The sequence below is a fragment of the Pedobacter sp. B4-66 genome (assembly GCF_018492665.1).
Classification (GTDB): Bacteria; Bacteroidota; Bacteroidia; order Sphingobacteriales; family Sphingobacteriaceae; genus Pedobacter.
In genome coordinates this window covers 1-15,112 of sequence record NZ_JAFVME010000021.1, presented here as the reverse complement: position 1 = coordinate 15,112, position 15,112 = coordinate 1, and the positions used below count along the sequence as shown (strand labels likewise).

Sequence of the window (15,112 nt, the reverse complement as noted above, 5' to 3'; positions counted from 1 at the left end):
TGTCAAAGGGTCCGCGGGTTCGAATCCCCCACTCTCCGCCAAGGTATCAAAACCTACAAAAAGCCTGGAATCGTAAGATCTCAGGCTTTTTCGTTTTAAGTAATTCGGTGAGTCAACGGCGCACAAACCCATGTGCAAATACAAGAATAGATCTGTTTTTTACCCCACAAATCTTATCTTAGTATATGAAACGCTCCAAATTTCTCCAGTTATTCTTAGGAATTACTTTATTCCTTAGTTCCATAAAGGCCAGTGCACAAACTGTTTTTGAAGGACAAATTATCAACAAAAAATCAGAGGCGCCGGTACCCAATGTCAATATACGATTGGCCAGAGAAAGAATCACCGTCACGAGTAATGCGCAAGGATATTTTAGAATAGCAAGCGCTGATTCTGTTGTTAAAGATACGCTCATTTTTAGTTCAGTTGGCTACCAGACTTTCAAACTCCTCACCAGTACCTATCAAAGGAACGGCTTCATTTCCCTCGTACCGACCACAACTACGCTGGAAGAGGTTAGTATTACGAATGAAAAACTTAAAATTGTCCGTTTAAATAAATTTGACCTAAGCGATATTAAGGAAGACCCGCCTGGAGCGAAGACGGACCCTTTTCCGCCAGTGGTCACCTACCCCTTTTCACCCAGGAATCGTTTTTTCGCCAAATTGTTTACCGCCCCGCAGGGAAATGTGGTACTGACTAGGGTAGATCTGGGGAGAAGAGAATTAGACGAAACGAAGTATCCGGACAAGCCTCTAGTGACTTCTCATATCAAAACGCGTTTTTTGCTCCATGTCATGTCTGTAGACCCAAAGACCGGCGCGCCAGAAACGTTGCTATTCAGTAAAATCATTAACCTTACGGATAAGGCACCCTGGGTTGAACTGGATCTTCGCAAAGACAACATCATCATCAACTCCGCTGAGTTTTACATTGCAATAGAATGGATGCACATCCCATTCAACGAGGTCATCAAGTTATTTTACGCGCCAAAGGTACGGAAGGTCAACAAAAAAGGAACCCAGATATTGGAAGATGTATCAGAATATACAACGCTTTACGAGCCCGCCTTGATCGAATATAAAAAGAAAAAACCAAGTGTATCCTGGATTAAAAATAGTGAAAACAAATGGCAACGTTATGATTCGGCAATTTCAGAACAGAAGCATGAAATTGCCTTATCGGCCACGATAAGCTACTGAGACATGAAGACATTATTTACATTTTTGCTGCTGGTATTTGTAACTAGCGTTCATGCCCAGGATAAATTAAACTTATTTCACGTCGTCGACAGCGATACCAAATTACCCGTCCCAAGCGTCTCGGTATCCATCATCAAGGCGAGGCTGGCTATTAATACAGAAAATGATGGTATATTTAGTATTCCAGGCAACTTATCAACGATGCGGGACACCATTATTTTTGCTGCTCAAAACTACCTGGCCTTTAAGTTCCCTATCCGGGAACTCGAGGAACGAGACAGCATTCAACTGATCAGAGTTGCTTTTTTGGCACCTCCAAAACAATCGGTATCCAAGCTAGATACGTTACTCAATGATTTCGATTCGAACGACGTCGAGCATTATGCTGGTGTAAATGAGAGGGCCACTTCATTCGAATGGTTGCAGCTTGCCCAGCGATTTGATTCACCTAAGATTGGCGGTGTTTTGAAAAATGTCTCTATTTATCGCCTTGTATTTACCTTGAATGGTGAAGGACAAGCGAACTATGCGGCTACGGAATATACTAAATTCCGCGTAAGGATCTACGGATTGGACAGCCTAACTCTTGGACCCGGCCGGGATTTGTGTTCGAAAGTGATCGAGGCAAAAAGCAACGGCAGGAGGCGCATAAAGATCGACTTAACGAATCTTAACATCGTAATTCCTGATCCTGAGTTTTTTGTTGCTGTAGAATGGGTCCGGGATTTTCACAACATGGGCTATGTGAGACTAAATAATGCTGATGGGCTAACTACTGACAGGGTTATTAATTATCGACCCGCCATCGGTATATCTCCTATAAAAACGAATAACTTGAACATATGGGGTATGAATTTCAGAAGAGCATGGCTTCCGTATAGCTATTTCTCACCCGATTTTACCGACCTAGCCATAAAAGCTGAAGTGAGCAAATAATTGTCATGATCATCATTAAAGGTCAATGAAGATATCTGCAAACAGGCAAAAACGATGTTTAAACAAAGTGTCGAATAAGATTTAGAATAGTCTATTGCTTTTACGAGAGAAAGCCATATAGTCTTTCAACATACTGATGATGTTATTGCTCAGACTGGATTCTTTTCAACATCTTTTTTGCTTGTTCATTTCCTGGATTCATCGCCACTGATTTTTGATACATTAGGATGGCGGCCTCTTTTTTACCGGTGTCTAAGAGTGCTCTTGCGTAACTGTCATAAGTATTCCAGCTATCCGGATAAAGAAGTGTACAAAGTTTCAATGCTTCCAGTGCAGCCACGTCGTGGTGATCATCAAGCAACTCGAGCCCTAAATCGTTAAGCTCATGCTCAGACATATAGTAAGTAGCGGTATCCGTTTTCAGCTGATTGAACAAGGTGATAGCTTGATCAGCCCCTTTATGGTAGAGTTCTTTAGCATATGCAAGAAAAAGAGATCTTTTGGTTTTAACATTTCCGACAAAATACTCATGACCACTTAGCAAATTAAAGCTCTCTTTGCAAGCAAGACCAAAAGCGCTGCTTTCGGCATTATCAATTAGGATCAATGTTCTGTTATGACTGAGATCTCGCAAGAAGAAACTGAAGAAACCGGGCTCTCTTCCTGTATGCAATGCGATTTTTCCTGCACTTGTATCCTTTTGTAGGAACCAGCCTAATCCATAACTGGCTTTCCCAAACTCTCCATCTACCTGAGTGGCCTTACCATCAGCGAGCAATGTTGGACTTAACATTTCTTTTATCGTAGCCGCCTTCAACAATTTAGTGGTCCGAAGTGCCTGATCAAAATTCAGTAAATCTTCAGTAGTACTAATGATATTTGTTGGCCCCTCAAAACCTCGCATATTATAGCTCCAGGGCCTTACCCTTTTGCTGGTATCAATGTCCTCCATATCACCCAAATAGTGCGTACGAACCCGATATCCGGTAACCTGATTTGACCCTGCTTTTGGTTTTAGCAGGTAACTATGGTGCATATTCGCAGGTTTAAAAATATAATTTTCCAAGTAATCACTAAAAACTTCCTTACTCGTTTTCTCTACCAGCATGGCCAACATTGCATATCCCATATTGCAATAACGCCAATTACTGCCTGGATTGAAAGCCAGTGGAATACGGGAAATTCTCATCGCGGGAATAATATCGATATTGGTGAATAAACGGTTGGGTTCATTTTCTATCCTCTGAAGGAACAATTCTTCTTTATCAGGAAGCCCAGAAGTATGGCTAAGTAATTGTTGAATGGTGATTTCAGTATATGGGAACTCAGGAAAGTACTTTACTAAGGGATCTTCTAGCTTGAGTTTCCCTTTTTCTTTCAATTGCAAGATTGCAACCGCCGTAAAAGTTTTAGATATAGAGCCAATCTGAAAGGCTGAAGCATTGGTGTTTTTTTCCTGATTTTCGAGGTTGGCAAAACCGAATGACCTTTGATAGACGATTTTTCCGTTTTCAGCAACCAGCACATTCCCATTTAAAACATGTTGTTGTTCGAACTGACTAAACAGGACTTCCATTTTATCCCCGAGATTTTGGGAATAAGATTCTGAAAGGAATAACATTAAGATGCTGAACAATAAAGCAGATTTACTTATTTTTTTCATGTCAGTAGTTTAAATACAAATATTCAATAAAAGAAAAAGCCGGTTAATGGTATATTCTTTCGTTTATTAGCGCCATAAACTGATCATTCTGTCGACCTCAGAACTTACTTAACCTGAGCCGTAAGATTAAACTTCACCTCAATACCTGCAACCATACGGTCAGCCTCAGGATAACTGGGATCGATTTTGTAATTCATTCCCCAAATGGTTTGGTTAAATGAAAAATCTGCTTTGATGGTCAATGTCTTATCTGTTATGGTAACCTGCGCCGGAAAATCTAGTGGATGCGTATTACCCAGCAGCGTCATCTCTCCTTTAATGAGGTAATTAGTACCCGATCCATTAGGACTTTCAGGTTTGCCAGAGTGAATTTTAAAGGTAACATTGGGATGTAACACTGCGTAAAAGAAATCGGCTGTTTTAAGATGACCTTCCAGAATTGGTTTTAGATGAGCGGGCAAATTGGTGACACTGATAGAGGAAACCGGGATTTTAAAAACACCTCCCCTGATTTCCTTATTTAATATATCAAAATCGAATCCATCATCATTATGCTGTCCTTCCACATTAATAGTTCCCCAGTTGCTATTTCCATCAGCAGCCTTACCCTTCCATTCAATTTTCGCTCCTTGATTCAGATTGTAAGCCACACCAACAGGCTTCTGAACTGTTTCCTCTTTTTTACAGGCATTCAACATCAAAGCCCCACATACAACTACTGATAACATTTGTTTGTTCATATTAATTTTTATTTTTAAAAGTTTATTTCCCTAGGCTATAATTTAATTGCTTTCCCGGCCCCTGTCACTGAGGTTTCCAGAACCGGACTTCCGATGTAATAGACATTCCCACTTCCGTTTATTTTCACCTTCAGGTGGTCATTAACTGCAGCTCTTAAATTGCCGCTTCCGGCGATGACTACATCGGCTTGGTCAACAACAGCCTTTTGAAGATCCGCATTACCAGATCCGGAAAGCTCCACAATTAGCTGATCTGCTAGCATTAAACTCTGCAGCCGGATGTTACCCGAACCGCTGATCACAGCTGAAAAAGTCTCTGCCAAAGGAAAGATTCCTGAGATCTCCATATCTGAACTTCCATTTATCCGTATCCCCAAAAGCCTCGGCATCTGAATGTTCACATGTACATCATCTTTGGATATATTTACATCATCATATTTAAGTTGCAATTCCTTATTCACGACTCGGGTTCTGAATTTAGTCACTAAGTTATCTGAACCCACAACCTCTACCTTAAACCCTTCCCCATAACTAATGGTTACTTGTGATGATCCAGAAACACTCACAGCAGTAAATGGAGCGGTAGATCTGACTTCTGTGACCTGCTTTCCGTTTGGAGACAAAGATTCCTTGGAACATCCAAGTTCAATAAGAATCAGGCAGAAAAATAATACTGTTTTAATTGAATTTGCTTTCATTTTTTTTTGATTTTCTTTGAAATTTCCATGCAATGTATATCAGGTTAAAAAACGGGACAACCCTGACCGGCATAAGGACTTCCAAAGCACCACAACAGCAAAAAGAAGTATACAAACAACATCGGAACTCACAATACAAAATTTGTTGTAATTGAATGTTGCAAACCTAAGGAAGTCGCCGCTTAGAAAATGTTCGAAAATCCTTTAATTTGATCAGGATTCTTCTGGATCTTATTTTTTGATAAAACCGATGCATTATTTGGTAAACGCACAGAAGTTCGTGATTCTCATGATGTTGATGATACATATAACCACAAATTCCAGGCTTTGATTCCTTTTACAAAACCAGGGGCAAAACAGCGAATAAAATTATGGAAACTGGCTTTCCTTGCAACATGATTCTTGAAGATACACTCGTTCTAAAGGAAATTGCAGATAAGTACGAGGTTACCGGAGGAAACATCATAAACATTGCTGATTACGCTACAAAACATGAATTGAATTACTTACTTATAAAGTACACCTCGCTTATTTTATTGTCTTTTACCTTGTAGATAGCTATAGCTTCCATTGAAGCACCTCCTGCTAATCCAGTTACTTTTTCGTGGTCAATAATCGTGTTACTAAGAACAGTTCTGTTTACAATTTCACAATGTAGATTTGGAGTTTCCTTAAAGAATTTCCCATAAACTTTAGTCATATAATCCTTACCTTCTCCAGAAAGCTTATTTGGAAAGCTATAGATTTTGATATCATCACTATACGTATTTAAAAAAGACTCTAAATCCCTCCGATTGTATGCAGCAAGTTGTTCATCTACCAAAGCTATGCTTAAAGATTCTATACTTTTTACATCAGAATTAGTATTTGATTTTGTTTGAGCAAAAGCTACTGTAGAAAAAGAAAGTAATGCGATTAAGATTAGGTTTTTCACGTTTAATGAGTTGTATAAAATTAGACTTAGGCCGTAAATATACGCGATATTCACCTGATGATCATTTAAATGACTAAACAAGAAGAATTTATGTATTATTTATAATAATCTACTATTTCTATGGATTTTATTGCAAATAATAAATTATATACTATATTTGCAGAACTAAATAACTGTATACCACCTGTAATCAAATGAAAAGAGTTTTACATTTTATAGAAAAGAAAAGAGAAACTGCTAAAGAAGTCATGCCCTTCTCATTAAACTGCTGTTGTTGTAGCTGATTCAGCCCACTGTAATCGTTGCTAAAAATTAACGCTTACAAATCCAATTAACAAATTTTAAAATACACCATAAAGGATGTCAAAAAACATCCCCATGGATTTGCTTTGCATTTTTTTCGCGGGCAATAACCATACTAAACAAACAAAATGACCGCGCATAAGGCCAAGTATTTAACTGCGTATAACCAAACAAATCTTTTAATATTAAAATCATGAAAAAAAGTTTACTTATTCTCTTCTCATTTCTACTCACAGCAAGCGTCGCGTTTGCCCAAAGCACGGTAACGGGAATTATAAAGGGAGCCAATGGTGTTCCTGTACCCAATGCAACTGTACTTATTAGAGGTACCAAAATCAATACATTTGCCAATGATAAAGGCGAGTTCAGCATTACTACAGAGCAACAGCCACCCTTCTATCTTCAAGTTAGCTCGGTCGGCTATAAAGCCCAGGATTTTCAGGTTCTGAAATTTCAGGATACTCCTTTGGAACTGACCCTAGTTGAAAATGCTCAGCTAGACGAAATAGTTGTGACTTCTAGAAGGCGTTCCGAAGTTTTACAGGATGTACCTATCGCAATTACTGTTATCGGTGGTCAGGCTGCAGAAAATGCAGGAGCATTTAATGTTAACCGTTTAAAAGAGTTGGTTCCTTCTGTACAGCTATATGCTTCTAACGCAAGAAATACTACACTTAACATCAGAGGACTAGGTTCAACATTTGGCTTAACCAACGACGGTATTGATCCTGGAGTAGGTTTTTATGTAGATGGAGTTTACCAGGCTCGGCCGGCAGCTACCTCAACAGATTTTCTTGATATTGAACAGATAGAAATTCTGCGTGGCCCTCAAGGTACTTTGTTTGGCAAAAATACAACTGCAGGTGCCTTTAATATCACTACTACAAAACCAACACTGATTCCAACAGCAAAAGTTGAATTGAATGTTGGAAATTACAATTTTATACAAGCAAAAACATCGGTTTCAGGAGCGGTTGCAAAAAATCTGGCAGCAAAGTTAGCCATATCAGGCACGCAAAGAGATGGTACAATTTTTAATACCAGCGAACAACGCAGATACAGTGGCCAAAACAACCTTGGTTTTAAAGGTCAGTTATATTATACCCCGTCAGATAAATTACAAATATTATTAAGCAGTGATGTAAGCATTCAGCATCCGGCAGGTTATCCATTGGTAATTGCTGGTGTAACTACTACAGAAAGAAGCGCTTACCGTCAATATGCCAAAATCATTACCGATTTAGGATATCAGCAACCTAAAATAGATCCTTTTTCAAGAGAGATCAATACCAATACACCTTGGAAACAGGATCAATCAATTGGTGGTATATCCTTAAACGTAGATTATAAAATAGGAAATGGAACACTTACATCTACTACTGCCTGGAGATTCTGGAACTGGGATCCTACAAACGACAGGGATTTCTCAGAAGTGGCTGCATTAACCAAATCACAAGGTAACTCACGTCATGATCAATATTCTCAAGAGGTTAGATATGCTGGTGATATCGCAGAGAAAATAAGTGGTGTGATCGGTGTATTTGCACTTGCTCAAAATTTGAAAGGTCTGTCGCAGACCGAAGAGGTGGGTAAAGATCAATGGAGATTTGTACAAACATCTGCAACCGGTGCTCAGGCAGGTTACACAACCCCTGGTCTGTTAGATGGCTTTGGTATTAAAACCAATTCAACCATCAAATCGCTAAGTACTGCAATTTTTGCACAGGCTGACTGGGAATTTATAGAACACCTGCACGTTTTACCTGGTTTAAGGTTTACTTACGACAAGAAAGATGTTGATTACGACAGGGTAACTTATGGTGGTCTGCAAACTACCGATCCTGCTTTGCTTGCCCTTAAAGCGCTAGTTTATAGCAATCAGAGATTTAATACCAGCGTTAATAACAATAATTTATCTGGTAACGTTACATTATCGTACCGCCCTAATCCTAAGTTAAATGTTTATGGAACTTTCTCTACTGCTTACAAACCAGTGGGTGTGAACGTAGGTGGTTTGCCAACGACCAGCACCGGAGAAGCAGATTTATCTCTTGCTGTAGTAAAACCAGAATATGTTCAGCACTATGAGTTAGGTATTAAAACAAAGCCTCTTAAAGGTGCCATTGTAAACATAACAACTTTTAATACAGACATTAAAGATTACCAAACCAACGTACAATCACCTCAATTGGGTGTAAACAGAGGTTACCTTGCCAATGCAGAAAAAGTGAACGTAAAAGGTCTTGAAATAGATGGTAGTTATCAGTTAGAGCGCTTCTTATCTGTAAATGCAGCTGTAGCTTACCTTGATGGTAAATATAAAAAATTCACCAATGCACCACTTCCTTTAGAAGAAACTGGACATACGGAACTTGTTAATGGTACCGCTACTCAGGTAGCGTTTAAAGATGCCTCAGGAGGCAGAATACCAGGTATCTCTAAATGGAATGCTTCAGGTGGTGCAGAATTGAGTGCTCCTGGTAGAGTAGGTAGCAGAGATGGCAGATTTTTTATCGCTGGTGATGTTAGTTACCGTTCAGAATATTCTTCGAACCCAACACCTTCAAAAGTGTTAAATGTTGATGGCTATACACTAGCGAACGGAAGATTGGGATTCAAATCAGATAAAATCTCCATTTTTGGTTGGGTTAGAAATATTGGAAATACCAATTACTTCGAACAATTGCAGGCTGCAGCCGGAAACTCCGGCCTATATGCAGGTGTACTTGGCGATCCAAGAACTTACGGTGCTACGGTGCGCTACGCGTTCTAAGCTGATCTTTCTAAGCTAATTTTTAACATTCATCGTCATCCTGAATTTATTTCAGGATGACGTATTTTAAGTAAAGACTCTTTCTTACAAAGACCTCCGAACATTCAACTGCCAAGGGTTTGCAACAGAACAAACACCCTTAGCTTCAATAAGCTTAGCCATTGTCTGCCCCATCAATTTAAAATCAGTAGAAAGTGTGGTAATTCCCCCAGCTAATAATTCCTTAAGAGGTGTATCATTGTAAGAGATAATACCGAAATCTAAACCAGGAGTTAACCCCTGAAGAGTTGCCTGTTTAAGCAAATCCACCAAATCTCTATCCTTAACTACGATAAAGAGATCCCCTATTTGTATTTCTCTTTTCTCTGTATCAGAGAGATAACTATGTTCAAATCCGTACTCATTGCAAAAGGCCTTAAGTCCATCATATCTTTCTAAAGGCTCTTTTTCTTCACTCTGCACCATTAAAATGCGTTTATATTTTCTGATCTGATCATTAGCAGAAACTAAAGCCTCATAGGTATCTTTCTCAAAATTCTGTGAAACGGAAGAGTACTTCTCCATTAGTTCAGAATGAAAATGATCCAGCAAAAATACCCTACCCGACAGTGTTTCCAACAATGACTGAATACCCTCAAACTTTCCAGACATAATCACATAGTCTGTATACTTATTATTAGAATCATTGATCAGCGTTTCAAATACCCGCCTATTGTAATTATGAAAGTAAAGATCTACTGTAGCAGAGTTACCCACCGCCTCCATAAATGAATTGTATAAATCTTCTTTGAACTCATTAAATTCATTAAACAACAGGAATATATTGCGTAATGAGTTGGTCTTGGTACTGGTAATAAAATAACCTACACCATGATTTGAATCAATAATGCCTTTCGACATTAATTCACGTAATCCCGCAAACACAGTATCCCGCGACAAATTATAGGTGCTTCTAAATTCATTTATTGAGGGAATGCGATCACCTTTCTGATATTCTTCTGACTGAATCCTATCAATAACATGACTCACTACAAGTTTATATTTCGATCTATTTTCTTTCACTAATTTATATGATATCTGGCAAATATAAATAGTGTTTAGACATTTTCGCTATAATTTACAATAAAAAATCATACCAGTTCGTACCAGTTAAAAAGTATTTATATATTTGGATACTCAATCACACACAAATGAAAAAGAACTATACTTACGTCATTACTGGATTCGCATTGATTCTCTTTAGCTGCTCGGGTAAAAGACTCGGCGTGGTGAACCATAAAGTAGGTCAACTTTCGCAAGAAAAAACAGCAAAGATTAATGATGCTTTCTGGAGTCCTAAATTCGAGATTTGGAGTACCGTTACTGCCAACGATGTACTAAACAAATTTGAAGGGCAACATCTTAAGTCGGCAGAAGAAAGAGACAAAAACAATGTTTTTGAGAATTTCGACAAAATAGCTGCAGGTAAAAAAGGCACCGGACAACATGCTGGTTTACCTTGGTTTGATGGACTGATCTATGAAACCATCCGTGGTATAGGAGACCTAACCATTCAACATCCTGATGCAAAACTTCAAGCGAGGCTTGATGGTTATATTGATCGTATATATGCCGCACAGAAAGCAGATACCTCAGGTTATATCAATACCTATACCGACCTGATGGAGCCTACTCATCGCTGGGGAGACAATGGCGGTTTATTGCGTTTCCAACATGATGTTTACAATGCAGGCATGCTAATAGAGGCAGGAGTTCACTACTATAAAGCTAGCGGAAAAACCAAACTTTTGGAAGTAGCCACCCGATTTGCGAATCAGATGAGCAAACTTATGGGGCCGGCTCCAAAAAGAAATATCGTGCCTGCACATTCGGGACCAGAAGAAGCAGTAATGAAATTGTACTTGCTTTTCAAGGAGAATCCCGACCTTAAGAAAAAACTCAGCATTCCGATAAATGAAAAAGATTACTACGATCTGGTTAGATTCTGGATAGAAAACCGTGGGAATAATATGGGATATCCCCTATGGCAAACCTGGGGTAACGATAAGGCCGAGCAATGGATTAAAGATGAAAAATACAAAGAAGGCAAAACAGAAAATTTCCCTCGACCTACCTGGGGCGATTATGCACAGGATTCTATTTCAGTTTTCGCTCAAAAAACTATCGAAGGCCATGCAGTGCGTGCAACTTTGCTAGCTGCTGGTATTACCGCCGTAGCTTTAGAAAACCAAGATCCGAGATACATACAAACGGCAAACCGACTTTGGGACAATATGGTTGGACGAAGAATGTTTGTAACAGGTGGTGTTGGAGCAATTGCACATGATGAGAAATTTGGCGCAGACTACTTCCTTCCTACTGATGCATATTTAGAAACCTGCGCAGCAGTAGGTGCCGGATTCTTTAGTCAAAAGATGAATGAATTAACCGGCGACGGTAAATACATGGACGAATTTGAAAGGGTGCTGTACAACAATGTACTTACCGGTGTTTCCCTATCAGGTGATAAATACACTTATCAAAACCCTCTAAACGCTCACGACCACTCCAGATGGGAATGGCACTCGTGCCCTTGCTGTCCACCGATGTTTCTGAAAATGATATCGGAATTACCAGAATACATTTACTCTTCATCAAGCAACAACTTATACGTTAATATGTTTATTAGCAGTGAGGAAAAAATTATGATGGATGATAAAAAGGCAATCGCTATTTCTCAGAAAACCAATTACCCATGGGAAGGCAAGATAAGTTTGAATGTAAATCCTGAAAAGCGATCTGATTTTAGTTTAAACATTAGAATTCCCGGATGGGCACAAGGAAAAGAAAATCCTTTTGACCTTTATAAGTCTAACCTTAACGGAGGTTTTAGCCTACTTGTTAATGGAGTTGCTCAAAAAGCAACAATCACCAATGGCTATGCAGTTATCAAAAGAGAATGGAAAAAAGGAGATTTAGTAGAATTGCAGTTGCCAATGAAACCACGTCTTGTTACCGCAAACAGTCAGGTTAAAGATTTAAAAAACATGGTTTCAATTGCATCAGGACCTTTAGTGTATAGTCTTGAGGGTGTTGATAATGGTGATATCGATCAACTTATTATTGATACCAATTCCACCATGCAATTGCAATACCGTGCAGATATGCTTAAGGGTGTAAATGTAATTACCGGTAAACTAACAAATGGCAAAACTTTTAGTGCCATACCTTATTACACAGTTGGTAACCGAGAAGGAAAAGGCTATAAAGTTTGGTTGCCAATTTCGCAACAAAGCCGTATCTCGATAAACAGTAATCAAGTACAAAACAAGATTAGTCCGTTAATTTATGGTACTAACATTGAGGATGTGAACCACGAAATCTATGGCGGTTTCTATGATCAGCGTGTTTTCGGCGAAAGCTTCGAAGAGCCATCAACTGGAGTAAATTTTAACAATTGGAGAAGATATACAGGGTATTGGACAGCAAAAGACGATGCCGTTGCCATCATCCCGGGTAGAAACACAACCAGCGATGTAGTGATGAATGGCGTACACCACATTGGTGTTGAACCTGATCAAAGTGCAAAGCTAATTTATGAGCCAAAAGAACTTACAAACGGAAGTGTTGAGGCTGAAATGAGATTTATCGGAAGAGGTGAAAGCGGAGCACTGCTTGTTCGCGTTGCAAACGCTGGAGTTGGTGACGATATTTTTGACGGATATGAGATTAGCTTAACCAGGGATGGTAAAAAAATAGGTCTAGGAAAGCATATGCAGAACTTTGAATCACTTAAAGATGCCGCGGTTAATGTAAATCCTGAAGACTGGAATAAAATAAAAGTAGCTCTTAATGGTCCTGAGTTAGTGATATTTCTAAACGGACAGCAAGTATTGTCTTTCAAAGATGAACGCAATCCATTGTTAAAAGGAAAAATTGGCTTACGCACCTGGCGTTCGGCTATGGAATTTCGCAATGTTACACTACAGGAAAACGGCAAAACAACGCCAGTAAAACTTTTAAATACAGCAGACGAACAAATAAGTTACAACTGGGACATCGTTCGCTCTGGCGAAGCAAAAGGCACTTTCTATGTAGATAACAATACAGCCTATAATGGTAAAAACTCGCAGGTAATTACTTTTGCAGGTGGCACCGGAAAGGTTGGTATTGCAAACCGCAGTTTAAATCGTTGGGGCTTAGCATTACGCAAGAATCAAGTATTTAAAGGACGCGTCTATTTAAAAGGAGAAAAGCTTACTGGCCCCGTAACTGTGGCACTTGAAAGTGCGGATGGTAGTAAAACCTATGCCTCTAGTAAACTTAACGGTATTAGCAATTCTTGGAAAAAATATCCATTTACGTTAACATCCAACACTGCAGATAAGAACGCACGATTAGCAATATACCTTTCCTCAAAAGGAAAGCTTTGGGTAGATCAGGCAGTATTGATGAGTACGGGTAAAGATCAGTTTAAAGGTTTACCAATCCGAGCAGATATTGGAAATGCACTGGTAGCTCAGGGACTAACTTTCATGCGCTATGCAGGAACTATGGTGAACTCGCCTGAATACAAATTCAAGAATATGATAGGTGATCCGGATAAGCGTCCTCCGTACCGCGGGCACTGGAACTGGTACACTACCAATGGCTTTGGAATTGAGGAGTTCCTGAAATTCTGTGAAGCGACATCAATAGAACCATCTTTCGCAATCAACATCTATGAGACACCGGAAGATGTTGCCGACATGATAGAGTACTTGAACGGTGATGCATCTACCCCATGGGGAGCAAAACGTGCAAAGAGCGGACATCCCAAGCCATACAATGTAAAATACATTGAGATAGGCAACGAAGAGGTGATTTTTAATGGCGATAGTAAACAAGCTTATGAGGAATATGTAACTCGCTTCAAACTATTACAACAAGCCATGAAACAAAAGGATAGCTCATTAAAGTTTATCCATGCGGCATGGTGGCGCCCAGGCTCTCCTAATATGGAGTATGTTTTCAAAGAATTGAATGGCAAAGCCGACTATTGGGATCTTCATGTTGGTGGTGATGACCCAAGGGCTGGTTTAGATACCGACAAGCAACTTGCTGAAATGCAACGCATGTTTAAACAGTGGAATCCTGAAACTAAAATGAAGATAGCCGTATTTGAAGAAAACGGTAGTAAACATGGTGTACAGCGAGCTTTAGGCCATGCAACTAATTTGAATGCGATTAGAAGACATAGTGAATTTGTATTAACGTCTAGTCCTGCAAATGCCTTGCAGCCTTATTTACAAAACGACAACGATTGGGATCAAGGACAGATTTTCTTTACAGGTGATCAGGTATGGGGCATGCCTCCCTTCTATTCTCAAAAAATGCAGGCAGAACAGCACTTGCCACTACTTGTTAAAAGTACAGTAGAGGGAGACCTGGATGTAACCGCAACTCGCAGTGAAGATGGGAAAACGTTGATATTACATGTAGTAAATACCGGCTTGGATGTACACACAGAATTAGATCTGGATTTTGAAGGCAGAAAGGAAGATGTATCTATTTCTACTTTGAAAGGTGCATTAACTTCAAGAAATACACCTGCACATCCTGATCAACACAAGATCGTGTATTCGAAAATAAAGCTAACAGGAAAATCTCCTTTATATGACTTTCCTGCTAATTCTTACACGATTTTAAAATTTGAAAGATAAATAATAGGGTTATGAAATTTTTATTTTAAAGTAGCTCAACCGCAAAAAAGTTGTGGCTCAACCGATTAAGCATACCTGAAGTTCCCCATATTAAATTAATATAAAATATATGTGAATCTGAGTTTGTAGAATCGATTTGAGTTTGTACTTTTGTCGCGGAGAGTTGGCAGAGTGGTCGATTG

At 39.2% G+C, this 15,112-nt stretch carries 10 protein-coding genes; 5 read left to right on the top strand and 5 right to left on the bottom strand.

Going from position 1 to position 15,112, the window contains the following annotated elements; genetic code table 11:
* The 3 genes from J1905_RS23295 to J1905_RS23285 form a co-directional block, all read left to right on the top strand.
* Positions 1–182: hypothetical protein (locus J1905_RS23295; RefSeq protein WP_214229595.1), on the top strand; the 182-nt coding region annotated here is incomplete at its 5' end.
* Between the two features lie 3 nt (positions 183–185).
* Positions 186–1,202 (top strand): carboxypeptidase-like regulatory domain-containing protein, encoded by a 1,017-nt coding sequence (locus J1905_RS23290; protein ID WP_214229594.1) that lies wholly within the window; start codon positions 186–188, stop codon positions 1,200–1,202.
* Positions 1,203–1,403: 201 nt separating this feature from the next.
* The gene (locus tag J1905_RS23285; protein ID WP_214229593.1) at positions 1,404–2,138 is read left to right on the top strand and encodes a hypothetical protein; all 735 of its coding nucleotides are present in this window, start codon (positions 1,404–1,406) and stop codon (positions 2,136–2,138) included.
* Positions 2,139–2,280: 142 nt separating this feature from the next.
* On the opposite strand, the gene J1905_RS23280 is transcribed toward J1905_RS23285, so the two are convergent.
* The 4 genes from J1905_RS23280 to J1905_RS23265 form a co-directional block, all read right to left on the bottom strand.
* A complete protein-coding gene (locus J1905_RS23280; protein WP_214229592.1) occupies positions 2,281–3,801 on the bottom strand; it encodes a serine hydrolase domain-containing protein in 1,521 nt (506 codons plus the stop codon).
* Positions 3,802–3,905: 104 nt separating this feature from the next.
* A complete protein-coding gene (locus tag J1905_RS23275; protein WP_214229591.1) occupies positions 3,906–4,541 on the bottom strand; it encodes a YceI family protein in 636 nt (211 codons plus the stop codon).
* A gap of 35 nt (positions 4,542–4,576) precedes the next feature.
* Positions 4,577–5,239 carry a GIN domain-containing protein gene (locus tag J1905_RS23270; protein ID WP_214229590.1) on the bottom strand — a complete coding sequence of 221 codons (663 nt, stop codon included), beginning with the start codon at positions 5,237–5,239 and terminating at the stop codon, positions 4,577–4,579.
* A gap of 502 nt (positions 5,240–5,741) precedes the next feature.
* The gene (locus J1905_RS23265; protein ID WP_214229589.1) at positions 5,742–6,173 is read right to left on the bottom strand and encodes a nuclear transport factor 2 family protein; all 432 of its coding nucleotides are present in this window, start codon (positions 6,171–6,173) and stop codon (positions 5,742–5,744) included.
* 496 nt (positions 6,174–6,669) lie between these two features.
* On the opposite strand from J1905_RS23265, the gene J1905_RS23260 reads away from it, so the two are divergent.
* Positions 6,670–9,249: a TonB-dependent receptor gene (locus J1905_RS23260; RefSeq protein ID WP_214229588.1), complete on the top strand. Its 2,580-nt coding sequence runs from the start codon at positions 6,670–6,672 to the stop codon at positions 9,247–9,249.
* Between the two features lie 84 nt (positions 9,250–9,333).
* Here the strand turns inward: J1905_RS23260 and J1905_RS23255 are convergent, their stop codons facing one another.
* Positions 9,334–10,311 carry a GntR family transcriptional regulator gene (locus J1905_RS23255; protein ID WP_214229587.1) on the bottom strand — a complete coding sequence of 326 codons (978 nt, stop codon included), beginning with the start codon at positions 10,309–10,311 and terminating at the stop codon, positions 9,334–9,336.
* A 128-nt stretch (positions 10,312–10,439) separates the two neighbouring features.
* Between J1905_RS23255 and J1905_RS23250 the strand changes: the two genes are divergently transcribed.
* Entirely contained in the window at positions 10,440–14,930 is a 4,491-nt protein-coding gene (locus J1905_RS23250) for a beta-L-arabinofuranosidase domain-containing protein (RefSeq protein ID WP_214229586.1), read from the top strand.
* The last annotated feature ends 182 nt before the right edge of the window (positions 14,931–15,112 follow it).